General features: G+C 62.1%; 22 protein-coding genes, 1 tRNA gene and 1 pseudogene. 12 read left to right on the forward strand and 12 right to left on the reverse strand.

What is annotated here, in order from left to right; translation table 11 throughout:
• Nucleotides 1-37 precede the first annotated feature (37 nt).
• The 5 genes from soxZ to E7681_RS03915 form a co-directional block, all read right to left on the reverse strand.
• Entirely contained in the window at nucleotides 38-367 is a 330-nt protein-coding gene (gene soxZ / locus E7681_RS03895) for a thiosulfate oxidation carrier complex protein SoxZ (protein WP_136337970.1), read from the reverse strand.
• A gap of 26 nt (nucleotides 368-393) precedes the next feature.
• On the reverse strand, nucleotides 394-810 hold the full coding sequence (soxY, locus tag E7681_RS03900; RefSeq protein WP_136337971.1) for a thiosulfate oxidation carrier protein SoxY: 417 nt from the start codon (nucleotides 808-810) through the stop codon (nucleotides 394-396).
• A gap of 29 nt (nucleotides 811-839) precedes the next feature.
• Complete coding sequence (gene soxX, locus E7681_RS03905) at nucleotides 840-1,310, reverse strand: sulfur oxidation c-type cytochrome SoxX (RefSeq protein ID WP_136337972.1); 471 nt, start codon at nucleotides 1,308-1,310, stop codon at nucleotides 840-842.
• A gap of 119 nt (nucleotides 1,311-1,429) precedes the next feature.
• Nucleotides 1,430-2,011 (reverse strand): thioredoxin family protein, encoded by a 582-nt coding sequence (locus E7681_RS03910; RefSeq protein WP_136337973.1) that lies wholly within the window; start codon nucleotides 2,009-2,011, stop codon nucleotides 1,430-1,432.
• A 21-nt stretch (nucleotides 2,012-2,032) separates the two neighbouring features.
• The gene (locus E7681_RS03915) at nucleotides 2,033-2,770 is read right to left on the reverse strand and encodes a cytochrome c biogenesis CcdA family protein (protein ID WP_136337974.1); all 738 of its coding nucleotides are present in this window, start codon (nucleotides 2,768-2,770) and stop codon (nucleotides 2,033-2,035) included.
• Between the two features lie 72 nt (nucleotides 2,771-2,842).
• Between E7681_RS03915 and E7681_RS03920 the strand changes: the two genes are divergently transcribed.
• The 3 genes from E7681_RS03920 (at nucleotide 2,843) to E7681_RS03930 (ending at nucleotide 4,750) form a co-directional block, all read left to right on the forward strand.
• Complete coding sequence (locus tag E7681_RS03920) at nucleotides 2,843-3,214, forward strand: thioredoxin family protein (RefSeq protein ID WP_136337975.1); 372 nt, start codon at nucleotides 2,843-2,845, stop codon at nucleotides 3,212-3,214.
• Nucleotides 3,215-3,313: 99 nt separating this feature from the next.
• Nucleotides 3,314-3,652: an ArsR/SmtB family transcription factor gene (locus tag E7681_RS03925; protein WP_136337976.1), complete on the forward strand. Its 339-nt coding sequence runs from the start codon at nucleotides 3,314-3,316 to the stop codon at nucleotides 3,650-3,652.
• 39 nt (nucleotides 3,653-3,691) lie between these two features.
• Nucleotides 3,692-4,750, forward strand: coding sequence for a YeeE/YedE family protein (locus E7681_RS03930; RefSeq protein ID WP_136337977.1), 1,059 nt, complete (start codon nucleotides 3,692-3,694; stop codon nucleotides 4,748-4,750).
• A gap of 155 nt (nucleotides 4,751-4,905) precedes the next feature.
• Here E7681_RS03930 and E7681_RS03935 read toward each other — a convergent pair whose 3' ends face one another.
• Both E7681_RS03935 and E7681_RS03940 read right to left on the reverse strand, forming a co-directional pair.
• Nucleotides 4,906-6,135, reverse strand: coding sequence for an acyl-CoA dehydrogenase family protein (locus tag E7681_RS03935; protein WP_136337978.1), 1,230 nt, complete (start codon nucleotides 6,133-6,135; stop codon nucleotides 4,906-4,908).
• Between the two features lie 102 nt (nucleotides 6,136-6,237).
• Nucleotides 6,238-7,446: a folylpolyglutamate synthase/dihydrofolate synthase family protein gene (locus tag E7681_RS03940; protein ID WP_168733154.1), complete on the reverse strand. Its 1,209-nt coding sequence runs from the start codon at nucleotides 7,444-7,446 to the stop codon at nucleotides 6,238-6,240.
• A 327-nt stretch (nucleotides 7,447-7,773) separates the two neighbouring features.
• On the opposite strand from E7681_RS03940, the gene E7681_RS19400 reads away from it, so the two are divergent.
• The 3 genes and pseudogenes from E7681_RS19400 to E7681_RS03950 all read left to right on the forward strand — a co-directional run.
• Nucleotides 7,774-8,631, forward strand: coding sequence for a tyrosine-type recombinase/integrase (locus E7681_RS19400; RefSeq protein WP_425471376.1), 858 nt, complete (start codon nucleotides 7,774-7,776; stop codon nucleotides 8,629-8,631).
• Between the two features lie 465 nt (nucleotides 8,632-9,096).
• Nucleotides 9,097-9,249 (forward strand): hypothetical protein, encoded by a 153-nt coding sequence (locus tag E7681_RS19405; RefSeq protein WP_168733155.1) that lies wholly within the window; start codon nucleotides 9,097-9,099, stop codon nucleotides 9,247-9,249.
• Nucleotides 9,250-10,062: 813 nt separating this feature from the next.
• Nucleotides 10,063-10,248 (forward strand): annotated as a pseudogene (locus E7681_RS03950) (ATP-binding protein); the annotation flags it as partial.
• A gap of 223 nt (nucleotides 10,249-10,471) precedes the next feature.
• Here E7681_RS03950 and E7681_RS03955 read toward each other — a convergent pair.
• Nucleotides 10,472-10,558, reverse strand: a tRNA-Leu gene (locus E7681_RS03955).
• Between the two features lie 123 nt (nucleotides 10,559-10,681).
• The gene (locus E7681_RS03960) at nucleotides 10,682-12,280 is read right to left on the reverse strand and encodes a peptidoglycan-binding domain-containing protein (RefSeq protein WP_136337981.1); all 1,599 of its coding nucleotides are present in this window, start codon (nucleotides 12,278-12,280) and stop codon (nucleotides 10,682-10,684) included.
• A 118-nt stretch (nucleotides 12,281-12,398) separates the two neighbouring features.
• Between E7681_RS03960 and lipB the strand changes: the two genes are divergently transcribed.
• A complete protein-coding gene (lipB, locus tag E7681_RS03965; protein WP_136337982.1) occupies nucleotides 12,399-13,052 on the forward strand; it encodes a lipoyl(octanoyl) transferase LipB in 654 nt (217 codons plus the stop codon).
• Nucleotides 13,053-13,093: 41 nt separating this feature from the next.
• On the opposite strand, the gene argC is transcribed toward lipB, so the two are convergent.
• On the reverse strand, nucleotides 13,094-14,002 hold the full coding sequence (gene argC, locus E7681_RS03970; RefSeq protein WP_136337983.1) for an N-acetyl-gamma-glutamyl-phosphate reductase: 909 nt from the start codon (nucleotides 14,000-14,002) through the stop codon (nucleotides 13,094-13,096).
• Between the two features lie 216 nt (nucleotides 14,003-14,218).
• Here argC and E7681_RS03975 point away from each other — a divergent pair, with 216 nt between their 5' ends.
• From E7681_RS03975 to E7681_RS03985, 3 genes are all read left to right on the forward strand, one after another.
• A complete protein-coding gene (locus E7681_RS03975) occupies nucleotides 14,219-14,608 on the forward strand; it encodes a c-type cytochrome (RefSeq protein WP_136337984.1) in 390 nt (129 codons plus the stop codon).
• A gap of 308 nt (nucleotides 14,609-14,916) precedes the next feature.
• Complete coding sequence (locus tag E7681_RS03980) at nucleotides 14,917-16,590, forward strand: cytochrome c oxidase subunit I (protein ID WP_136337985.1); 1,674 nt, start codon at nucleotides 14,917-14,919, stop codon at nucleotides 16,588-16,590.
• Between the two features lie 82 nt (nucleotides 16,591-16,672).
• Nucleotides 16,673-17,167 carry a DUF2244 domain-containing protein gene (locus E7681_RS03985; protein WP_136337986.1) on the forward strand — a complete coding sequence of 165 codons (495 nt, stop codon included), beginning with the start codon at nucleotides 16,673-16,675 and terminating at the stop codon, nucleotides 17,165-17,167.
• Nucleotides 17,168-17,210: 43 nt separating this feature from the next.
• Here E7681_RS03985 and E7681_RS03990 read toward each other — a convergent pair whose 3' ends face one another.
• Nucleotides 17,211-17,672: a GatB/YqeY domain-containing protein gene (locus E7681_RS03990; protein WP_136337987.1), complete on the reverse strand. Its 462-nt coding sequence runs from the start codon at nucleotides 17,670-17,672 to the stop codon at nucleotides 17,211-17,213.
• Nucleotides 17,673-17,872: 200 nt separating this feature from the next.
• On the opposite strand from E7681_RS03990, the gene carA reads away from it, so the two are divergent.
• Complete coding sequence (gene carA / locus E7681_RS03995) at nucleotides 17,873-19,030, forward strand: glutamine-hydrolyzing carbamoyl-phosphate synthase small subunit (RefSeq protein WP_136337988.1); 1,158 nt, start codon at nucleotides 17,873-17,875, stop codon at nucleotides 19,028-19,030.
• A 133-nt stretch (nucleotides 19,031-19,163) separates the two neighbouring features.
• Nucleotides 19,164-20,990 carry a glycosyltransferase gene (locus E7681_RS04000; RefSeq protein WP_136337989.1) on the forward strand — a complete coding sequence of 609 codons (1,827 nt, stop codon included), beginning with the start codon at nucleotides 19,164-19,166 and terminating at the stop codon, nucleotides 20,988-20,990.
• Here E7681_RS04000 and E7681_RS04005 read toward each other — a convergent pair.
• The gene (locus E7681_RS04005) at nucleotides 20,943-21,566 is read right to left on the reverse strand and encodes a GntR family transcriptional regulator (protein ID WP_136337990.1); all 624 of its coding nucleotides are present in this window, start codon (nucleotides 21,564-21,566) and stop codon (nucleotides 20,943-20,945) included. The genes E7681_RS04000 and E7681_RS04005 overlap by 48 nt on opposite strands.
• Nucleotides 21,567-21,616: the final 50 nt, after the last annotated feature.

Raw genomic sequence — 21,616 nt, forward strand, 5'->3', positions numbered from 1 at the left:
TTGTTTCCATGCGGAAACAAGGCGCTCTTATTGTTAATTAGCTGACCGCGATCGCTTTCTTGTCGGTGTAGACCGACCCGTCGTCGTCGTACCAGGTGAACAGCAGCTCACCGGATTCGGGGACGACGGCTTCGAATTCGAAATACGGGTTGGTCGAGATCGCCGCTTCCATCTTGATGTCGATCACGGACTTGCCGTTGAACTCGCAGGTGAAGCGGTTGATGATCGAACGCGGGATGACCGAGCCATCCTTGTTCTTGCGCTGACCCGATTCCATGTTGTGGCTGATCAGGGTCTTCAGCACGATCGCTTCGCCAGCTTTCGCCGACTTGGGGGCTTTGATGCGGGGTTTAACGCCATCTGCCATTTTTGTGTACTCCTACTGGATCCTGATTAGCCGCCGCAGCCGCCGATGGTGACCTTGACGGTCGACGACGCCTTGGCGAACGAACCGTCGGCCATCTTGGCGATGGCGACCACGTCCTGGGTGCCTGCCAGACGGATACGGGTCGAGGCCGAATGTGCGCCGGCCAGCTCGCCGAAGTTGAAGGTGGCCACGCCCGGGGTCGGGTTGCCAGCCGCCAGCAGCAGGATCGCGGTTGCGCCCTCTGCCGAAACCGAAACCGGCACGGTGTTGCCGTTTTCAGCGATTTCCGGTGCGGTCAGGGTAACGCCTGCGTCGGCCATTGCTGCACCACCGGTGAAGGCGGCGATTGCGTCGTCGGCCGCTGCATTGACCCGGAACGGCAGAACGGTCAGTGCCGCAGCCCCCAGCCCAAGCGCCAGCGTGTCGCGTCTTGAGAATTCCATCTTCGTCTCCTTGTTCATGTACCTGCTGATCACTTCAGGGTGCTCAGGAAGGCAACAACGTCTTCAATTTGTTCAGCCGACAGCAGCGGGCTCAGCGGGCCCGAAGGCGCCTTGCCGGTGTAGTCGTCACCCGGGCGGGTAAACCCATCAACCTTGTAATAGGCGGGCATGACCGTGCCTTCGAAGGTGTTCTTCGAGTTGGTCAGGATGCCACGCAGCTCGGCGACCGAGCGGTTCTCGCCAACGCCATCCAGCATCGGGCCGACGTTCCCGGGAAAGGACAGGTCGGTGCGTGCTTCGATGTTGTGGCAGGCAACGCAGTTGCCCTGCTTCTTGTCAGAAAACACCTTGAAACCCTGTTCGGGGTTGCCGGGTGCGCCGGTCAGCGATGCTTCGACGGCGCCATCGTCGGTAAACACCACATCCGCAGGTGCCACCGGGTTGGCGAATGCCGCGCCGGCAGCCAGCGATGCCGCCAGTGTCAGAGTTGTAAGCCGCATGATTCCTCCCATGGATTTGTTTTTTGGCTGTGCTAGCTCGGTATACCGTAGTTTACCGCGCATCATTAACGCAACAACAAATTCACTTCTGTGAATTTTTTTGATTGTTGCGTATTCGATTATTCTGATTTCGCTTTGTTGCGCTCTTCGATTCGGCGCGCGTGGTAGCGTTGGAAATCCTCACCGTTATCAAGATCGTAGCGTTTTTCCTTCACCCAGGTAAACATATCCAAAGTGGTAGAACGCCCGAATGCGCCGGGCATGATCGCCACCGCCTGCATCGGCGCGGGCTTGTCGGCCGAGACCTCCTCGGGCAGGAAAATCACGGTGGGCGTGAACAGAATCCCCCACTTCCGCATCATTGCGGATTGCTCCATTTCCTCGCCATCCAGGTCGATCGCGGCATCGTTTCCGTGCAGGTTCATCTGCACGACAAAAAAGTTATCCTCGATGAACTGCGACAACTCGGGGTCGGGATAAACGTCCTCGTGCATCTTCTTGCAGTAGATGCAGCCGCGCTGTTCCACCATGATGACCAAGCGCTTGCCCTCGGCATTGGCCTCGGCCAGATCCTCGCTCAGGTCCTTGAACGTGTCGCGAAACCAGGGCTCCTTGTGCAGCCCGTCATCGCCCATTTCGGCCGCCATCGCGGGCATCGCCAGCCCGACCATCGCCGCCAGTACCATCAGAAACCGTTTCATCTGCGTCCTCCCTTTCAAAGATCAACCGACGCTGGAAAACCAGGGAACCCAGCGAATCATCGCGTCCGAGATCAGATTGACCGCGTCGGTCGCGATCAGGATCGCAAAGACGATCAGCATGGCCCCCATTACCTTTTCAACATAGCCCAGATATTTGCGGTTGCGCTGCATCCAGCGCAGGAACGGTTTCGCGAACAGTGCCGCCACAATAAACGGGGCAGTCATGGACAAACCGTAAACCAGCAGCAGCAAACCGCCGCGCCAGATGTCGCCCATGCCCGAGGCGATCATCAGGATCGAGGCCAGCGCCGGCCCCACGCAGGGCGTCCAGCCAAAGCCGAAGGCCAGCCCCATCAGGTAGGCGCCCAGGATCGTGCTCGGCTCGGCCTTGCTGTTGATCTTGGCCTCGCGGTACAGCAGGCCGATCTTGAAAATCCCCAGGAAATGCAGGCCGAACAGGAACAGCACGCCCGCCGCGACATAGCTCAGCGGTTGCTTCCACTGCGCCACCGCCGATCCCAGCGCCGTCGCCCCCATGCCCAGCATCACGAAGATCGAGCTGACCCCCAGCGCGAAAAACACGGCCGAGATCACCAGACGCCGTTGCGCGCCCGGGGCGATTGCGCCATCCTCGCGCAGCTCGGACATGGAAATGCCCGCCATGTAGCACAGGTAGAACGGCACCATCGGCAGAATACAGGGGGTAAAAAAGCTCAGAAGCCCCGCCAGTGCCGCCCCGGCAAAGGAAATGTCCAGCATCCGAGCGACTCCTTGAATAATTCACATATTCATATTATGTTGTGCATCAACAAGCCGTCAATCGGGTGTTTCATGAGCCTGCGTGTTTTCCTTCTTTCCCTTGCAACCTGGGCCGCCACCCTGCTGCCGCTGCACGCGACCGAGCTGATCATGGTCGAGCGTCAGGGCTGCTCCTATTGCGTCGAGTGGAAGGCCAAGCTGGGCCCGATCTACCCCAACACCCCCGAAGGCGCCTTTGCCCCGCTGCGCATGGTGGACCTGTCGGACGGTCTGCCCCAAGACATCAGCTTTGCCCGCAAGGTCGTCTACACCCCCACCTTTGTCCTGGTGGAAAACAATACCGAGATCGGCAGGATCGAAGGATACCCCGGCGAAGATTTCTTCTGGGGACTGCTGGACATGATGCTGAAGGCCAAGACCGATTACATGAAATCGTCAAGTTGACGTAAGGACCGCTGCGACGCAGCGTCCGGATGGACTTCTTGACAAAAACAGTATACGACCTCGCTCAAGAGGCCACATAACGCCAAAAAGGGACAGGCGATGACACTCCCGGTGTTCTCAGACACCATCACGGATCAAGAGATGGACCGCATCGTGGATAACGCCACGAATGCGTCGAACTTCCTCAAGGCGGTCAGCCACGAGGGACGGATGCTGATCCTGTGTCACCTCGTCACCGGCGAAAAATCCGTCACCGAACTCGAAGAGCTGCTCTCGGCCCGTCAGGCCGCCGTGTCCCAGCAGCTGTCGCGCCTGCGTCTCGAAGGGCTGGTCGTGCCCCGCCGCGATGGCAAGGCGATCTATTACCGTTTGGCGGACGACAAACCCCGGCGTATACTCGAACTCGTCTACGAGCTGTTCTGCAACGACGACTGCTGAGCAGCCACCGACAGCGCGAATACTGGGAGGAGTCGGGGGATGCGGGAAATCCTGAGCGACGAAATGCTTGTGGCCTTTGTGGGCCTGTTCGGCGGCCTGCTTTTGGGCCTTGCCGCGCGGCTGGGCCGCTTCTGCACGATGGGCGCGATCGAGGATCTGCTCTACGGCGGCTCGGACCGGCGGATGCGGATGTGGGCGCTGGCCATCGGCGTCGCGGTCATGGGCAGCTTTGGCCTGTCGGCGCTGGGGTTTCTGGACACCGGCAAATCCTACTACCTGTCGATCCGCTGGATGCCCTTTGCCTCGATCCTCGGCGGGCTGATCTTCGGCTACGGCATGGCGCTGGCAGGCAACTGCGGCTACGGCTCCATCGCGCGTCTGGGCGGCGGCGACCTGCGCGCCTTCGTCATCGTGCTGGTGATGGGCGTGTCGGCCTACGTGGTGCTGTCCGGCCCGCTGGCCTCGCTGCGCGTGATGATCTTTCCGCAAAACGACGTCGTGAATGACATGCCCCCGGGCCTGGCGCATCTGCTGGGCAGCTGGACGGGGATGTCCATCAACACGATGGGCCTGGCCATCGGCACGCTGATCGTGCTGGGGGCGCTGGCCTCGCGCGGATTCCTGGGCGATTGGCAGAGCATCTTCTGGTCGGCGGTTGTCGGCCTCGCCATCACCACGGGCTGGGCGGGCAGCTACTGGGTCGCCTCGACCGGCTTCACCCCGGTGCCGGTGGTCTCGCACAGCTTCTCGGCCCCGGTGGGCGAAAGCCTGCTGTATTTCATGACCGCCTCGGCGCGGGCCCCGTCCTTTGCGGTTGGCTCGGTCGTGGGCGTGATCCTGGGGGCCTTCGTCGGATCGCTGATCAAGGGCCATTTCCGCTGGGAAGCCTGCGAAGACCCGCGCGAGCTGCGTCGCCAGATCACCGGAGCCGCCCTGATGGGCGTCGGCGCCGTGCTGGCCCTGGGCTGCACCATCGGCCAGGGGTTGAGCGCGTTTTCCATGCTGGCGTTTTCGGCGCCCGTGACCTTCCTTGCGATCTTCGCTGGCGCGGCGTTGGGATTGCGGCAGTTGATCGAAGGGTTCGAACCGGTCGAATAAGGCGGTGCGCTGCGCGCGCAGGGTTGGTTTGGATGGGGGTTTCACCCCCAAACCCCCAGAGTATTTCGTTCAGAAAGAAGCGTACGTTTTTTTGGGAAAATCTGGCGATTCTGCGGGTTAAGCAGAGGTGAAGAAGGGGCCCGGAGGCCCCTTTTTCAGACTTTCTGCTGCGTGTATTTGCGCAGCTCGGTGCGGGCGATCTGGCGGCGGTGCACCGCGTCAGGGCCATCCGCCAGGCGCAGGGTGCGCACGTGGGTCCAGGCATGGGCCAGCGGCGTGTCCTGGCTAACCCCTTGGGCACCATAGATTTGTGCCGCTTCGTCGATGACTTTCAGCGCCATGCGCGGGGCCACGGTCTTGATCATCGAGATCCACGGAGCCGCGGCGCGCGCGTCGCCCTGATCCATGTACCAGGCGGCTTTCAGGCACAGCAGGCGGGCCTGTTCGATCTCCATCCGGCATTCGGCGATGATGTCGTAATTCGCGCCCAAGTGCGCGATTTGCTTACCAAAAGCCTCGCGCGAGAGGGCGCGTTTGCACAGCAGCTCCAGCGCCGCTTCGGCCTGACCGATGGCGCGCATGCAGTGGTGGATGCGGCCCGGTCCAAGGCGGCCTTGCGAAATCTCGAAGCCGCGGCCTTCGCCGAGCAGCAGGTTTTCCTTTGGAATCCGCACGTTGGTGAAGCGCATATGCATGTGGCCATGCGGCGCGTCGTCCTGGCCGTAGACTTCCATCGGGCGCAGGATTTCGATGCCGGGGGTGCCGGCCGGGACCACGACCATCGAGTGCTGCTTGTGTTTCGGCAGCTCGTCCCCGCCGGTTTTCACCATGACGATGTAGACCTTGCAGCGCGGATCGCCCGCCCCCGAAGCCCACCATTTTTCGCCGTTCAGCACGTATTCGTTGCCGTCCAGCACGCAGGACATCGAGATATTCGTGGCGTCGGACGAGGCGACATCGGGCTCGGTCATGCAATAGGCCGAACGGATCTGGCCGGCCAGAAGCGGCTCAAGCCATTGTTTTTTCATGGCTTCCGATCCGTACCGCTCGAACACTTCCATGTTGCCCGTGTCGGGGGCCGAGCAGTTGAACACCTCGGCGCCCAGCGGCGACTTGCCCATTTCCTCGGCGAAGTAGGCGTATTCGACGGTGGTCAGGCCAAAGCCCTTGTCACTGTCGGTGAGAAAGAAGTTCCACAACCCTTCGGCTTTGGCCTTGGCCTTCAGCGTCTCCAGGATTTCCGTCTGGCGCGCGGTGAACTGCCAGCGGTCGCCGGTGGCGACTTCTTTCTCGTATTCTTCTGCCAGCGGCGCGATCTCGTCCCGCACCATCGCGGCGACGCGATCCAGCAGCTTTCGGTTCTCCTCCCTGATCCCGAAGTCCATCTCTCTCCCTCATTCCTCATTGCAGAATTTCATTCCACACCAAATACACCACGGCCCGAGGCCGAAAGAAAGCGGGAAACGGGGGTGTTTGAAAAAACGACGCTAGGTCACAGCGGCCGAGGGTTGGTAGGCGTGCTTGACCAGCCGGATGAAGGTTTGCGTGCCGATGAAGTACAGGGTCTGGGCTGCGTGACGCTGTTTCAGCGCGGTCGCGACACGGGTCAGTTCTGCGGCGTCTTCATAGTGGATCTGGGCGGCGACGCGCCCTTCGGCCAGCGCGCGATCATAGTGCAGATAGCCGCGTGTGCCGGTCAGGGCGATCTCGTGGAAAGGCGCGTGCAGGTGATGGCTGATGTAGCCGGTGATTCCGGAGGCATCCTTGTCATCCGGCAGCGAGACCACGAAAACCACCTGTTGGCTTGCAGTCAGTTGGGACAGGAACCCGCGATCCAGAGAAGCCGCGTTGATGCAGGCGTCGAAATACACCCCCTGCCCGAGCTGCCCGAAAGCAGCCGACTGGCCGGTGACATCGGTCGGGGCAATCTCGCGCCCCAGCAGTTCGCAGGCCGCGCGATGGGCCAGCGCCTGATCCTGCACGATCCAATCCGGCAGCAGCGGTTGGCTTTCCGCCGGGGTGACCACGACGACGCGGTCTGCGGGCACCACACCCAGACGGTCGTTCCAGGCGGACACATCCTCGGGGCAGACCAATCGCGGACTCAATGCGCCGGCAAACAGCTTGTTCGCAGCCACATCCTCGACCGTTGGTCCCAGACTTGCCGGGTGTTCCAACATGATCGAGGTGACGACGGCCACGCGCGAGGGGATATGCCCAACCTCGTCATACGCAGCGCCGCGCCCCCCTTCGAGGATCACCCAATCGACCTGTTGATCGCGGAAATGCAATAGCGACATCAGCAGGAACACCCCGAACGGCGACAGGTACTGGTCGCCCGCTAACCGCGCTTCGGCCCGCTCCAACGCGGGGCGCAGGCGGTCGAACAGCGCGATGAACTCGGCCTTTGTCGGGGCGACGCCATTCACACGCATGCGGTCGTTATGCTCGATCTCTTCGGGTGAAACCATCAGGCCGGCTCGCTGCCCCGTCGCCTGTTCGACCAGCCGCGCAATCATGCGCGAGGTGGTCCCTTTCCCTTTCGAGCCGGTGATGCGGACAGTGCGCTCGGGCGGCGGCAGCAGATCCAGCTCTGCCGCGATGGTCAGGATCAGCGCCGGATCGCGGATTTCACGGTCATGCCGCCCCTCAAGGCGCGGTTTGCGCCGCATGAACGACGCGTAGATCGCATCCATTGTCCGATTGAATTCGGGGTCGTCGCGCCAAGACATTCGGGTTCCGCTCTGAAGGGGTCAGATGCAGGCAAAAGACGGGGAATGTCGGGAAATGTCCACCCAAATCAGGGGGTGAGATGGTGCGGCCGAGATGCTTTGAAGACTTGAACGCGCCTATTCGTGGCTGTTTCCGTGTGTTTCACCTATTCAGATATTTTCACATTTTTTCAACTACTTAGGTGTATTTTTTGTTTCCTTTTGTTTCTACTTGTTTCACTCTGTCCCAGCAATTGAGGTGGATACAGAGGTGGACGGGTGCCCGCGCTTAACAAACTAACCGCGCTGAAGGTGAAAGCCCTTCCTCCCGGTAAATTCAATGACGGAGGTGGGCTGTGGCTTCACAAGCGTACCGATGGCGGTGGCCAATGGTTCCTCCGGGTTCAAATCCACGGAAGGCGTCGGGAAATGGGGCTTGGCTCCCTGTCCGAGGTCAGCCTTAAAGAAGCCCGCGACAGCGCGGAACGATGGCGTGCCGTGGTGCGTGAAGGCAAAGACCCGATCAAAGAGCGACAGCGTCTGCTCAGGGAGGCAGCAAAAGTCAATCACACGCTGGCGTCGGTTGCCGAAGAAGCATACGAGGCCCGCAAAGCCGAGTTGAAGAATGATGGCAAGGCCGGTCGTTGGTTTTCCCCACTTGCGCTCCACGTATTGCCGAGGCTGGGAAAAGTACCGATTGAAGAGATCGACCAACAAGACATCAAGAACACCCTAGCGCCGATCTGGCACAGCAAAGGTGAGACCGCAAACAAGGCGATGAGCCGATTGGGTATCGTCATGAACTACGCTGCGGCCATGGGATTGGAAGTTGATCTGCAAGCAACCGCCAAGGCGAGGGCATTGCTCGGAAAGTCCCGGCAAAAACGCAAACATATCCCCGCGATGCCGTGGCAAGAAGTGCCTGCTTTCTATGCCATCCCAGCAACTTTTCGGCGCGACGAGTTCTATCGTCATCGCAAGGTTCTTGAATTCACCCTTCCTTACGCCCTGGACGATATCTGCCGGAAGCGCACTTGCTCCGCCAGTCACAACAAGAATTCTAAGACCGTCGGCCTTGTAGGGATGGGCATGAAGGTATGCCGTTATCTGTCGGACAATTTCCGCGACGAGGCTGGAGTGTATCCTATCGCCCGAAGCCGTACCTCCTGACGAGGCTGCTCTCTGAAAGTTCTCCGTCCAACCGCGTTCGCCGTCCGCGAAGAGAATATGTCCATCAGCCGCAGAGTGGATCGAGGGCTGCTGGTGAGGCGAAAGCCCCTGGATCCAATTCAGATACAGCGCCTCATTCTGCTCGTTCAGACGCAGAGTGCCGTCGATAGCATCCGCGGCCAGCTGAGATGACTTCGAAAGGTAGGCGGCAATCCACCTGAGCTTAAGGGGGTGTGACTGAAGCATGAGCACTCGGTCACCGTCGAAACCCTGCACGCAATCAGCATTCAGAAACTCTATCATGCCGGCTGGGACGTCGCCGTCCGGGATAAAGGCCCTGCGCGCCTCTGCTAGCAACGCCGACCACTGATCAAACACGTTGTTCAGCAATTCAGAGGAGAGACCATCCTTGCCCGCCTCATCCCGGAACCCTGATCGGATTTCCACCAATCGATTAATGATTGGATGCTGGAGGACATCCTCTGGGAGTGGCCGCGCGCTGCCATTCTCAAATGGCAGAACACGATGAGCCACTTCCTCAATCCAAGCCTCGCCACCCCGGTTCGAGGGTGCATGGTGCTCAGCGGTGACGGCTACTCTGTCCTCCCCGCAGACTGAAATCCAGAAAAGCGCAATGTAAGCCAGATCATCAGGCAGCCACTCGACGGCCAACTCGCTGTCGATCTCCGAGCCTTCTTCTCCATTCACGAGAACGAACTCGAGCGGAACGGGCAGCCAGACGGTTCCCTCGTCCTCCTCCGAAGACGCGGCATCCGAGGTCTCGGCGTCAGGATCGATCTCCTTCTTGAGCGGGGGGACAGGGCTTTGCCTCGTCAGGCGCTCATCGATATCGAGGGAAACCGATCCAATCCCATCTGCCAGAGAGTTCCGGATTTCGATTAGAGATCGTCCGTACAGGAAGGCAAAGAGCCCGATGGTTGAGGCATGTTGATCGCCGGCGACGGCGCCGATCCGCAGCTCGATCCTGTAATCGCCATCCTCAATAGCGTTCCTTTCTCGGAAATCTCCTGCAACCTTCGATAGCTTGATCAGGGGGTTCTCGACTCTCTCGACGGCGGGCGCGGCAAGTTTCTCGACCATTCGAAGCGTCTGCTTGGACAGCAGATCTTTCAACTGAAGCAGGCTGACATCCGCTGGCTCGCTCTCAAGAAACTTTCGGGCGTCGTCTCCCGATCTGTTGTTCAATCCGATCTCCACCGCGAGATCGTCAAATTCAGGCTTCCTCGACGAAGCGGTGTCCATGATCTCTTCTGCCACGCGCTGCCCCAGAGGCAGGCCTTTCACGTCCTTGCTGAAGACCTGTTCGAAGATCCGGTAGGGGATTTCCTCTCGTCTGTGCCTGGTCGGAGCGAGGCAGTATGTGGAGCATTCCTTACGCCAATGGACCTGCACATCGGGCTCGTAGGCTTCACCTTGCTCAGCTTCTCGGAATCGGCGCAGGTATTTGGCGATGCCAAGATGACCAGTGAGCTGCTCGACCGGCTCACACACCGTTGCCACATCCTCGAAACCGGCGACGACAGTTATCGCTTCAAGGCCAGCTCCGAGGCGGCAAAGAAAAAACGAAAGAAGACGACGACTTTGACCACAACATAACCGCTGATAAACAATAAGGGTGGGTCAAATCTCGGTGAAAATACCGGGTCACTTCTCAGCGGAAATCAACAGGCATGGACAACCAACTTTTACGTAAGTTGCCTTCCTCTGCCAATTAACACCGGCAACTAGCCTTAGTGGGGCTTACAAGGTGGGTTCATGGGTGGACGAAATAGATCTCAACCGAGTAAGATCCCGTAATAAAACAACTTTCTTGGAAAGTTGGTGCGGCCGAGAAGACTCGAACTTCCACTCCGGTTAAAGAACAGCGACCTCAACGCTGCGCGTCTACCAATTCCGCCACGGCCGCACGTGATCAGGTAGTGGGGCGCGTATAGACGAGGGCGGCGCGGTTGTGAAGGGGCAATTTCGCGGATCGGCCAAAGCAAAAGGGCCGGTCAGTGACCGGCCCTTTCTTTGATGTATCCTGCGGTTATTCCATCTTGAAGGTGGGCAGGGTCGAGGCCGGGCTGGCCGTCGGCAGACCGCCACCGTTCAGCGCCGCCGAGGCCGCGCGGATCACGTCCATCCGCTCGGGCTGGCCGGGGGCAAAGACGGGCTCCACACCGCTGTCCAGCGCCTGCAGCGCCATGTCATACCAGGGCTGTGCCAGTTGCGCCGATTGCGGGGCGCCAAAGCCTTGCGACAGGTGGTGACCCACCAGTTCGGCATAGGGGGTCTGGCCGACGCCGACCATCAGCAGGGCCGATCCCAGCGCCACGTCCATCTTGTCGCGGCGATAGCCCGAGTAGAGGCAGATGCGCGCGGTCGCAGCCAGTTGCTGGATCGACATGTTCGAGCCCAGAACGAACTTCTGCACGTCGCCCTTCAGGGACATCGCGTCCGAGCTGCCCAAGCTGTCGACATAGGGCTGCAGCGCCGGGCCGAACGCGTCGCATTGCGTGTCGATCTGGGCCTGGCTGGCGCCTTGCACCTTGGCGGCCATCGCCTCGCCGGTGCCGATGGCATAGGTCCGGGTCAGGCAGAACTGCTCGGACAGGGCCAGGTCGGGATCACGCAGGTTCGACACGGTCATGAAACCGCCATTGGAATTGGTCAGCAGGCTGACCTTGCTGCAATGGCTGGCCAGCGACGCCTGCGGCGGCTCGCTCGGGGCCATGTTGAACGGCTTGATCGTCGCCATGCCGCCGGACTGCCCCGACGCCATCACGGTGGACGGCGCGGCGGGCTGCATCGGCGCGGGTTGGGCCGGCGCTGCGGCTGTCATCGTGCCCTGCTCGCGCAGCGAACAGGTGGTCAGATGGCAGCTGAAGCTGGCCGGGGTCACGCCGCGCGCCTGGAAATCAATGCGGCGATAGCCTTCGGGCGCCGAGGCAAAGACCATCACGGTGCAATGCGACGCGCCGCACCAGAACGAGCTGCCCGACACCGAGGTATCCAGGATGTAGTCGTTCTTGCCGTCATTGTTCATATCCGCCAGCTGCATGAAGCCCGACCGCTGCATCAGCTGCTCGGCGCTGGGTTCGGTGCTGGAGGCGATCTCGTCAATCGCATTGCTGACTTCGATCGGCAGGCCGCCGTAGCCGGTGGAATAGCCTGCGGTACGGGTGCCCTGCGCCTCGTCACGCCAGACGATCAGCACGCCGCGCACGCCCTGCGGGCCCTGCATCGCCTTGATGACCTGCGGGCCGCCGATCTGCGCGCGGTTGTAGGACGAAACCAGGAAGTCACGCTCGTACTGGGTCAGCTGGCCGGTGGCCGGATAGCCCATGAATGCCTGATAGTTCGCAACGGCCTGACGCGACCGCGACCCCATCACGCCATCTGCGGTGCCCGCTGGAAACCCGAAATAGTTCAACGAGGTCTGCACCTCGCGGTTCTGCTGTCGGGTGACCGAGTTGGCGTTGTTGGTATAAGTGCGTCGCTTGTTCTTGTTGGCCTCGTTGACGATGACCCCGCCAATCAGACCGCCGACAATCGCCGCGCCAAGATTATCTGCAAAGACAGGGGCAGTCATAGAGGTCAGGACCAAAGCTGCCGCCAAGGTGGTTTTAAGCGTCTTGGAAATCATCCCTTGCGCTCCTTATAAAGTGAAACAATGGAATCAGCGTAGCCCAGACCTTTCGGACGGGCGACAAAAAACGCCCTGCTGCCTCCTGCATTTGTAGGGCTGGAACGGAAAAACACACATGGTCGAGTGGATTACGACAGAGGGCCTGACCGGATATGACGACGCCGTCGCCTTCATGGAGGCCCGCGCGGCTGCAATTCATGCAGGTGAGTCGGACGAATGCATCTGGCTGGTCGAGCATCCGCCGCTCTACACCGCTGGCACCTCGGCCAAGCCTGCGGACCTGACAGACCCCGACCGCTTTCCGGTCTACCCGTCCAAACGCGGCGGGCAGTACACCTATCACGGGCCGGGGCAGCGGGTGGTCTATGTGATGCTGGACGTGGCCAAGCGCGGGCATGACGTGCGCAAGTTCGTGCAGCAGCTAGAGGAATGGGTGATCGCCACGCTGGACCAGTTCAACGTGAAGGGCGAAATCCGCGAGGGCCGCGTCGGCGTCTGGGTCGTGCGCAATGACCGTCCGCTGCGGTTCGACGGCAAACCGCAAGAGGACAAGATCGCGGCGATTGGCATCCGACTGCGCAAATGGGTCAGCTTCCACGGGATCTCGATCAACGTGGAGCCGGACCTGAGCCATTTTTCCGGCATCGTGCCCTGCGGCATCACCGAGCATGGCGTCACCAGCCTGGTCGATCTGGGATTACCGGTCGAAATGGGCGATCTGGACGTCGCGCTGCGCGTAACGTTCGAGAAAGTGTTCGGCGAGGGGTAAGCCCCCTCGCCCGCCCTGACGGGCTGTTTCGGTCAGCGCGCTCAGGCGCCGATCATCAGGTCCAGGTTCTGGACGGCAGCGCCCGAAGCGCCCTTTCCCAGGTTATCCAGCACCGCGATCAGAACCACGCGCCCGGTGGCCGCGTCGCCGCGCACCGAGATGTTCAGGAAATTGGTGTCGTTCAGCTCGGTCGGCACGATGCGGCTGTCCTGATCCTCGATCGGCATGACGCGGATGTTGCCGCCGGTGCCATAATGGGCCGACAGCGCATCATGCAGCGACTGCATGGTTGCCCCGGTGCCCAGCGAGGACAGGTGCAGCGGGATCTGCACGGCCATGCCTTGCGCGAAATTGCCCACGGCGGGGACAAAGATCGGCGTCACCGACAGGCCGGCGTATTTCACGATCTCCGGCAGGTGCTTGTGCTTCTGGCCGGTGGCATAGACGAAATGCGCAGGCGCGGTGCCGTCCTCATACTCGCCGATCATCGCCTTGCCGCCGCCGGTATAGCCCGACACGGCGTTGATGGTGATCGGGAAATCGGCCGGAATCTGACCCGCCGCAACCAGCGGGGCCAGCAGCGCGATTGCGCCGGTCGAGTAGCAGCCCGGATTGGCGACATAGCGCGCAGACTTGATCCGCTCGGCCTGGGCGGCCGACAGCTCGGGCAGGCCAAAGGCCCAATCGGGATTGACCCGGTGCGCGGTCGAGGCGTCGATGATCCGCACCTTCAGATCGGCAGACAGCGCGACGGCAGCCTTGGCCGCATCGTCGGGCAGGCACAGGATCGCCACGTCGGCCTCGGCAAAAGCCTCGTACCGGGCGGAATCCTCTTTCCTCCGCGCGGGATCAACCTGCACCAACTGGATGTCCGGGCGCGAGATCAGGCGGTCACGGATCTGCAACCCCGTGGTTCCGGCTTCGCCGTCAATGAATACCTTGGTCGTCATGGCGTCCTCCTGATCTGTTTGATATGGTTCCCTCGCCTACATCGGCAAGCCGCAAAGCAGAAGTCCCCTCGGCATCAAATCGCCGAAAAAGCCCCGCAAACCCGCGCATTTTCCCGAAGTGCGACAATTCTGCCGGAGAAACGACTGTTGCCCCTGAGCTTGGGTGCAGTAGATATACGGTCAACGTCTAACCCCAACCGACACAGAGGAAAGCTAATGAAAATCGCACTGATCGCTTCCGCCGCCCTGCTGGCCCTGGCCGCACCCGCCATCGCCGGCGACGCCGCAAAGGGCGAAGACCTGTTCAAGAAATGCAAATCCTGCCACATGATCGTGGCACCCGATGGCACCGAGATCCAGAAGGGCGGCAAGACCGGCCCGAACCTGTATGGCGTTGTTGGCCACACTGCAGGCAAAGTCGACGGCTTCAAATATTCCAAGGCGCTGGCTGCTGCCGATTTCGTGTGGGACGAGGCAAAAATCGCTGAGTTCGTCGTCGACCCCAAAGCCTTCCTGGGCGACAAGTCGAAGATGACCTTCAAGCTGAAAAAAGGCGGCGAAGATGTCGCGGCCTACCTGGCATCGGTCGGTCCGAAGTCCGAGTAATCCTCGGCCCTCAGCAAGATCAGAAACGGCGCGCGGCACACCACCGCGCGCCGTTTTCATGTCTGGGAAATGCATGATTTCGTACGATTCGCGCCGAAAACCGTACGGCACCCCGCAGCAACGGCCCGGACGGTATGCAGCCCCGGCAAAGCAACCGGAATTTCAACAGGGTGCGACAAAATTATTTGACCTAGATCAAATTCAGCAATTGCCGCCATCCGCGCGGCATTCTAAAACCGGAATTGGACCGCGGGCGCAGGGAGTCACTCTCTCTGCGCCTTTCAACACACCAACAGGAGGCACAGAGTATGGCAGACGCAGCCATCCACGGCCACGGACATCACGATGAGCGCGGGTTCTTCACCCGCTGGTTCATGTCCACGAACCACAAGGATATCGGTATCCTTTACCTGATCACGTCGGCACTCGTCGGCCTGGTCTCTGTTTGTTTCACCGTTTACATGCGCCTCGAGCTGATGGAGCCCGGCGTGCAGTACATGTGCCTGGAAGGCGCGCGCTTTACCGCCGCTGCCGCCGGCGAATGTACCCCGAACGGTCACCTCTGGAACGTCATGATCACCTATCACGGCGTTCTGATGATGTTCTTCGTCGTGATCCCCGCCCTGTTCGGCGGCTTCGGCAACTACTTCATGCCGCTGCAGATCGGCGCGCCGGACATGGCGTTCCCGCGCATGAACAACCTGTCGTTCTGGCTGTATTTCGCAGGCACCTCGCTGGGCGTCGCCTCGCTGCTGAGCCCCGGTGGCAACGGTCAGCTGGGGTCGGGCGTGGGCTGGGTTCTGTACCCGCCGCTGTCGACCACCGAAGGCGGCATGTCGATGGACCTGGCGATCTTCGCGGTGCACGTTTCGGGTGCTTCGTCGATCCTGGGCGCGATCAACATGATCACCACCTTCCTTAACATGCGTGCCCCCGGCATGACCCTGTTCAAGGTTCCGCTGTTCTCGTGGTCGATCTTCGTCACCTCGTGGCTGATCCTGCTGTCGCTGCCGGTTCTGGCAGGCGCAATCACCATGCTGCTGACCGACCGTAACTTCGGCACCACCTTCTTTGACCCCGCTGGTGGCGGCGACCCGATCCTGTACCAGCACATCCTGTGGTTCTTCGGTCACCCCGAAGTGTACATCGTGATCCTGCCCGGCTTTGGCCTGGTCAGCCACGTGTTCGCCACCTTCGCACGCAAGCCGGTCTTCGGTTACCTGCCGATGGTGTGGGCACTGATCGCGATCGGCGCACTGGGCTTTGTCGTGTGGGCGCACCACATGTACACCGTTGGCATGTCGCTGACCCAGCAGTCCTACTTCATGCTGGCCACGATGGTCATCGCGGTTCCGACCGGCGTTAAGATCTTCTCGTGGATTGCAACGCTGTGGGGCGGCTCGATCGAGTTCAAGACCCCGATGCTGTTCGCCTTCGGCTTCCTGGTGCTGTTCACCATCGGTGGCGTGACCGGGATCGTCCTGAGCCAGGCTGGCGTGGACCGCGCATATCACGACACCTACTACGTCGTGGCGCACTTCCACTACACCATGTCGATGGGTGCGGCCTTTACCATCTTTGCCGGGATTTACTTCTATCTGGGCAAGATGTCGGGCCGTCAGTACCCCGAGTTCTTCGGCAAGCTGCACTTCTGGATGTTCTTCATCGGCGTCAACCTGACGTTCTTCCCGCAGCACTTCCTGGGTCGCCAGGGCATGCCGCGCCGCTACATCGACTATCCCGAGGCCTTCGCCTACTGGAACAAGATCTCGTCGATGGGTGCGTTCCTGTCCTTCGCCTCGTTCGTGCTGTTCTTCGGTATCGTGATCTACACCCTGCTGAAGGGCAAGCGCGTCACCGAGAACAACTACTGGAACGAATACGCGGATACCCTGGAATGGACCCTGCCCTCGCCGCCGCCCGAACATACGTTCGAAACGCTGCCCAAGCAGGAAGACTGGGACAAGGGCCACGCGCACTAAGCGCCACAGCCTGATCCGAAATACCGCAGGCCCCGGAGATGATCCGGGGCCTGCTTTTTTATGAAAGCAGCAGAAAGCGCCCATGCCGTATCAGTGGACCACCGAGGACAGCACCAACGCCCCGCAGCTGCGGCTGTGGCCGCACAGGTCACTGCCGCGCCGGGGCTTTGCGGCGATGATCCTGCTGGCCTTCGTACTGGGGACGGTGCCGCTGTACGGGTTGATCGGGACGGTGTTCCTGTGGGGGCTGTTGCCGTTCATCCTGGCGATGGTGGGCGCGCTGTGGTGGGGGCTGGAGAGGTCCTATCGCGACGCCGAGATCCTGGAGACGCTGACCCTGCGCCCCGACGACATGCTGGAGCTGCGACACGTCCCTGCCAAGGGCGAGGCGCAAAGCTGGGAGTGCAACGTCTACTGGACCCGGGTCGAGATGCACGTTCAGGGCGGCCCGGTGCCGTTCTACCTGACGCTGGCCGGCAACGGCCGCCTGGTCGAGATCGGCAGCTTCCTGTCCGAGGACGAACGCAAGGCCCTGCACGGCGAGCTGGCCGACTTCATCCGCAGCCACCGCAAATAAAAAGGGCCCCGAAGGGCCCCTTGGTCACCGTATCCGGCGCAGATCAGGCCGACAGGCGATCCTTGACCAGCGGGCCGACCGCGCCGAAATCCATCTGGCCGGTGTATTTGCCCTTCAGCTCGCCCATGACCTTGCCCATGTCGCGAATCGAGCTGGCCCCGATTGCGGCAATCGCGGCGTCCACGGCGGCGGTCACCTCGTCGGCGCTCAGCTGGCGCGGCAGGAAATCCTCGATCACCGGGACTTCGGCCAGTTCCCGTTCGGCCAGGTCCAGACGGCCGCCCTCTTCGTAGGTGCGCGCGCTTTCCTGGCGCTGCTTCACCATTTTACCAAGAATGGCCAGAACTTCGCTGTCATCGACTCCGTCATCGCGCCCATCCCCACGGGCTGCGATATCGCGATCCTTGATGGCGGCGTTGATCAGGCGCAGAGTGGACAGGCGCGCGGCGTCCTTGTCCTTCATGGCCTGTTTCAGGGCCGTGTTGATCCGGTCTCGGAGTTGCATATGGTCCCATCCCCTAGGGTGTGCATTGACGGCGGACCCTACTCAATCCGGGCGGATCAGGCAAGTTGCGCTGTCGTCACGTCAACGGGCTTGTTTTTCTGGCCCGTCAAAGCCACGTTTTCAGGGGCATCCGCCCTTGACCCCATCCGCCCCGAGCCGTAGAACCCCGCCAATTTGTCCCCCATCAGGAGCACCAAGCCATGGCCCAGACGCCCTCTACCCGACCGACTGCCTGCCTTGTCCTTTCCGATGGGTCGATCTTCTACGGCACCGGGTTCGGCGCGACCGGCGTCACCACCGCCGAGCTGTGCTTCAACACCGCGATGACCGGGTACCAGGAAATCATGACCGACCCGTCCTACGCGGGCCAGATCGTGACCTTTACCTTCCCGCATATTGGCAATGTCGGCGTGAACCCCGACGATGACGAAACCGGCGATCCGGTGGCCGAGGGCATGGTGGTGAAGTGGGACCCGACCGAGCCCAGCAACTGGCGCGCGGCCGAGCGTCTGACCGATTGGATGGCCCGTCGTGGCCGTATCGCGATCGGTGGCGTGGACACCCGCCGCCTGACCCGCGCGATCCGTCAGGCCGGTGCGCCGCACGTGGCACTGGCGCATGATCCCGAGGGTAATTTCGACATCGAGGCGCTGGTCGCCAAGGCACGCTCCTTCCCCGGTCTGGTCGGGCTGGACCTGGCCAAGGACGTCACCTGCGCGCAATCCTATCGCTGGGATGAAATGCGGTGGGCCTGGCCCGCGGGCTACACCCGCCTGAGCGAGCCCAAACACAAGGTCGTCGCCGTCGATTTCGGCGCCAAGCGCAACATCCTGCGCTGCCTGGCCTCGGTCGGCTGCGACGTGATCGTGCTGCCCGCCTCGGCCACCGCCGAGGAGGTGCTGTCGCACAACCCCGATGGCGTGTTCCTGTCGAACGGCCCCGGCGACCCCGCAGCGACCGGCAAATATGCCGTGCCGATGATCCAGGGCGTGCTGGCGGCGGATCTGCCGGTCTTTGGCATCTGCCTGGGCCACCAGATGCTGGCGCTGGCCGTTGGCGGCAAGACCATCAAGATGAACCACGGCCACCACGGCGCCAACCACCCCGTCAAGGACGTGACCACCGGCAAGGTCGAGATCACCTCGATGAACCACGGTTTCGCGGTGGATGCTCAAAGCCTGCCCGCCGGCGTCAGCGAGACCCACGTGTCGCTGTTTGACGGCTCGAACTGCGGCATCGCGATGGACGGGCGCCCGGTGTTCAGCGTGCAGCACCACCCCGAGGCCAGCCCCGGCCCGCAGGACAGCTTCTACCTGTTCGAGCGTTTCGCGGCGGATATGGCCGCGCGTAAGGCCTGATTAACGGGTCTTAACCAGACGTTAACACCTCGTACGGCACTCTCCGGACATTCGGGTCAGGAGGGTGCCGTTGTCATTTCAGGATCGGGCTCCTTTACGCAGCGCAGCGCACAGGTCTTTCGGGCAGTTCCTGATGGACGCAGGCGTGCTGTCCTCGGCGCAGATGCTGCGCGCGCGGGCGGACCTGGCCAGCATGGAGGCCGAGCTGAGCGATGTCCTGATCGCCCGTGGCATCCTGAGCGCGGAAAGCGCGGCCGATTGGGCGGCGGACTGGCTGGGCGCGCCGCGGTTTTCGCCCGACATGATGCGCCCCGACGCGACGATGGTCGAACAGGCGGGCCTGCTGACCTGCCTGCACCTGTCGGTGCTGCCGCTGGGACGTGATGGCGGCGTGACGCTGGTCGCCACCGCCCGGGCTGAACGGTTCGACCGGCAGATGGCGGGATTGCCCGTCGATTGGGGTGTAATCCAGCCCGTGATCGCCACGCAGGCCGAGGTGCAGGCCGCACTGGCCCGGCTGGGTCGCCCGGCGCTGACCCAACAGGCGCAGGCCCGCCCCCCCGCCTCTGAAAGCTGTCGCGGATGGGAGGGCGTCACGCGCCTGCGCATCCTGTTGACCGGCCTGACGCTGCTTTGCGCGTTGATGTTGACGATCTGGCAGCCCGAATGGGTGTTCAGCCTGCTGACGCTGTGGGCCGGGTTCACGCTGGTCGTCGCGGGCGCGCTGAAACTGGCGGCGATGGTGGCCCATGTCACGGCCCCTGCCCCGCCCCCCGATCCGCCCTTGCAGCCCGGTCAGAAACGCCCGCGCATCTCTGTGCTGGTGCCGCTGTTCCGCGAGACCGAGGTGGCGACGGTGCTGCTGAAACGGCTGGAGCGGCTGAGCTATCCCAAGGCGCTGCTGGACGTGGTGCTGGTGCTGGAGGAAACCGACACCCTGACGCAAGAGGCGATCGCCGCCTCGACACTGCCGCACTGGATGCGCGTCGTCGTGGTGCCGGACGGCCAGCCCCGCACGAAACCGCGCGCGATGAACTATGCGCTGGATTTCTGCCGGGGTGACATCATCGGCATTTTCGACGCCGAGGACGCGCCCGAGCCGGATCAGCTGGACAAGGTCGCCGCGCGCTTCATGGCCGCGCCCGACGATCTGGTCTGCCTGCAGGGCGTGCTGGACTATTACAACGCGCGGCAGAACTGGCTCGCGCGCTGTTTCACCATCGAATACGCGACGTGGTTCCGGGTGATGATGCCGGGGCTGGCGCGGCTGGGCTTTGCCATCCCGCTGGGCGGCACCACGCTGTATTTCCGCCGCGCCCCGCTGGAACAGCTGGGCGGCTGGGACGCCCATAACGTGACCGAAGACGCCGATCTGGGGTTCCGTCTGGCGCGCCACGGCTACCGGACCGAGATGCTGCACACCACGACCCGCGAAGAGGCGAACTGCCGGACGGTGCCCTGGGTCAAGCAACGCTCGCGCTGGCTGAAGGGGTACATGGTCACCTACATGGTCCACATGCGCCGCCCCGCGCGGCTGTTCCGGCAATTGGGGGCGTGGAAATTCCTGGGCTTTCAGGCGCATTTCATCACGGCGCTGTCGCAATTCCTGCTGGCGCCGCTGCTGTGGTCGATGTGGCTGATCGTGCTGGGTGCCTATCACCCGCTGAGCGCGGTCGTCCCCTCGGGGCTGATCGCCGCGATGGGGGGCATGTTCTTTACGGTCGAGATCTGCGCGATGCTGGCGGCGACTCTGGCGGTGTCAGGCCCCGCGCATCGCCACCTGCTGCTGTGGATTCCCAGCCTGCACCTGTATTTCCCGCTGGGCGTTCTGGCCGCGTACAAGGCGCTGTACGAGCTGGTCTTTGCCCCGTTCTACTGGGACAAGACCAACCACGGCCTGTCGCTGCCCGGCTCAGGCGTTCGAGGCGTCCAGCTTCAGCCGGGTGATGAAAGCCTTTGAAATGTGGTCTTTCAGCGCCTCATAGGCGCGATCCTCGTTATGGGTGCGGATCGCGTCGACGATGGCGGTGTGCTCGGCCAGCGCCACCTCGCCGCGCCCTTCGGCCGCCAGCGAGGTCGTCGCCATCAACGCCATCGAGCGATGCACCAGGTCCAGCTGCTGCACCAGGTAGCGGTTGTGCGAGGCCAGATGAATCTGCTTGTGGAACCGCCGGTTCGCCCGCGACAGCGCATGCGGATTGCCCAGCAACGCCGCGTCTTCCTCAACCATCTCGGACAGAACGCGCACCTCCTCGGGGGTGGCGTGGCGGGCGGCCAGACGAGCGGCCAGACCCTCCAGCTCGGCGCGCACGACGTAAAGCTCGGACAGCTGGTTGTGATCCAGCGAGGCCACGATCAGGCTGCGCCCGTCGCGCGCCAGAAGGGATTGTGTCTCAAGCCGCTGCAGCGCCTCGCGGATCGGAGTCCGCGACACACCGAACCGGTCGGCCAGCTCGCTTTCGACCAAGCGATCACCCGGACGGTATGTTCCTTCGTCGATTGCTTCGAGTATCAGCGTATATGCGTCTTTCTGCACCGCCTGTTCCTTTTCCCATCCCCATTCGCATCCGGTCACAGTAAGCCCGT

The sequence above is a fragment of the Thalassobius vesicularis genome (assembly GCF_004799325.1).
Lineage (GTDB): Bacteria > Pseudomonadota > Alphaproteobacteria > Rhodobacterales > Rhodobacteraceae > Thalassobius > Thalassobius vesicularis.

What these genes read in the sequence shown, in the direction of transcription:
- soxZ (WP_136337970.1), bottom strand. Translation starts at nt 367, where the DNA reads ATGGCAGATGGCGTTAAACCCCGCATCAAAGCCCCCAAGTCGGCGAAA.
- soxY (WP_136337971.1), bottom strand. Translation starts at nt 810, where the DNA reads ATGGAATTCTCAAGACGCGACACGCTGGCGCTTGGGCTGGGGGCTGCG.
- soxX (WP_136337972.1), bottom strand. Translation starts at nt 1,310, where the DNA reads ATGCGGCTTACAACTCTGACACTGGCGGCATCGCTGGCTGCCGGCGCG.
- E7681_RS03910 (WP_136337973.1), bottom strand. Translation starts at nt 2,011, where the DNA reads ATGAAACGGTTTCTGATGGTACTGGCGGCGATGGTCGGGCTGGCGATG.
- E7681_RS03915 (WP_136337974.1), bottom strand. Translation starts at nt 2,770, where the DNA reads ATGCTGGACATTTCCTTTGCCGGGGCGGCACTGGCGGGGCTTCTGAGC.
- E7681_RS03920 (WP_136337975.1), top strand. Translation starts at nt 2,843, where the DNA reads ATGAGCCTGCGTGTTTTCCTTCTTTCCCTTGCAACCTGGGCCGCCACC.
- E7681_RS03925 (WP_136337976.1), top strand. Translation starts at nt 3,314, where the DNA reads ATGACACTCCCGGTGTTCTCAGACACCATCACGGATCAAGAGATGGAC.
- E7681_RS03930 (WP_136337977.1), top strand. Translation starts at nt 3,692, where the DNA reads ATGCGGGAAATCCTGAGCGACGAAATGCTTGTGGCCTTTGTGGGCCTG.
- E7681_RS03935 (WP_136337978.1), bottom strand. Translation starts at nt 6,135, where the DNA reads ATGGACTTCGGGATCAGGGAGGAGAACCGAAAGCTGCTGGATCGCGTC.
- E7681_RS03940 (WP_168733154.1), bottom strand. Translation starts at nt 7,446, where the DNA reads ATGGATGCGATCTACGCGTCGTTCATGCGGCGCAAACCGCGCCTTGAG.
- E7681_RS19405 (WP_168733155.1), top strand. Translation starts at nt 9,097, where the DNA reads ATGCTGGAGGACATCCTCTGGGAGTGGCCGCGCGCTGCCATTCTCAAA.
- E7681_RS03960 (WP_136337981.1), bottom strand. Translation starts at nt 12,280, where the DNA reads ATGATTTCCAAGACGCTTAAAACCACCTTGGCGGCAGCTTTGGTCCTG.
- lipB (WP_136337982.1), top strand. Translation starts at nt 12,399, where the DNA reads ATGGTCGAGTGGATTACGACAGAGGGCCTGACCGGATATGACGACGCC.
- argC (WP_136337983.1), bottom strand. Translation starts at nt 14,002, where the DNA reads ATGACGACCAAGGTATTCATTGACGGCGAAGCCGGAACCACGGGGTTG.
- E7681_RS03975 (WP_136337984.1), top strand. Translation starts at nt 14,219, where the DNA reads ATGAAAATCGCACTGATCGCTTCCGCCGCCCTGCTGGCCCTGGCCGCA.
- E7681_RS03980 (WP_136337985.1), top strand. Translation starts at nt 14,917, where the DNA reads ATGGCAGACGCAGCCATCCACGGCCACGGACATCACGATGAGCGCGGG.
- E7681_RS03985 (WP_136337986.1), top strand. Translation starts at nt 16,673, where the DNA reads ATGCCGTATCAGTGGACCACCGAGGACAGCACCAACGCCCCGCAGCTG.
- E7681_RS03990 (WP_136337987.1), bottom strand. Translation starts at nt 17,672, where the DNA reads ATGCAACTCCGAGACCGGATCAACACGGCCCTGAAACAGGCCATGAAG.
- carA (WP_136337988.1), top strand. Translation starts at nt 17,873, where the DNA reads ATGGCCCAGACGCCCTCTACCCGACCGACTGCCTGCCTTGTCCTTTCC.
- E7681_RS04000 (WP_136337989.1), top strand. Translation starts at nt 19,164, where the DNA reads ATGGACGCAGGCGTGCTGTCCTCGGCGCAGATGCTGCGCGCGCGGGCG.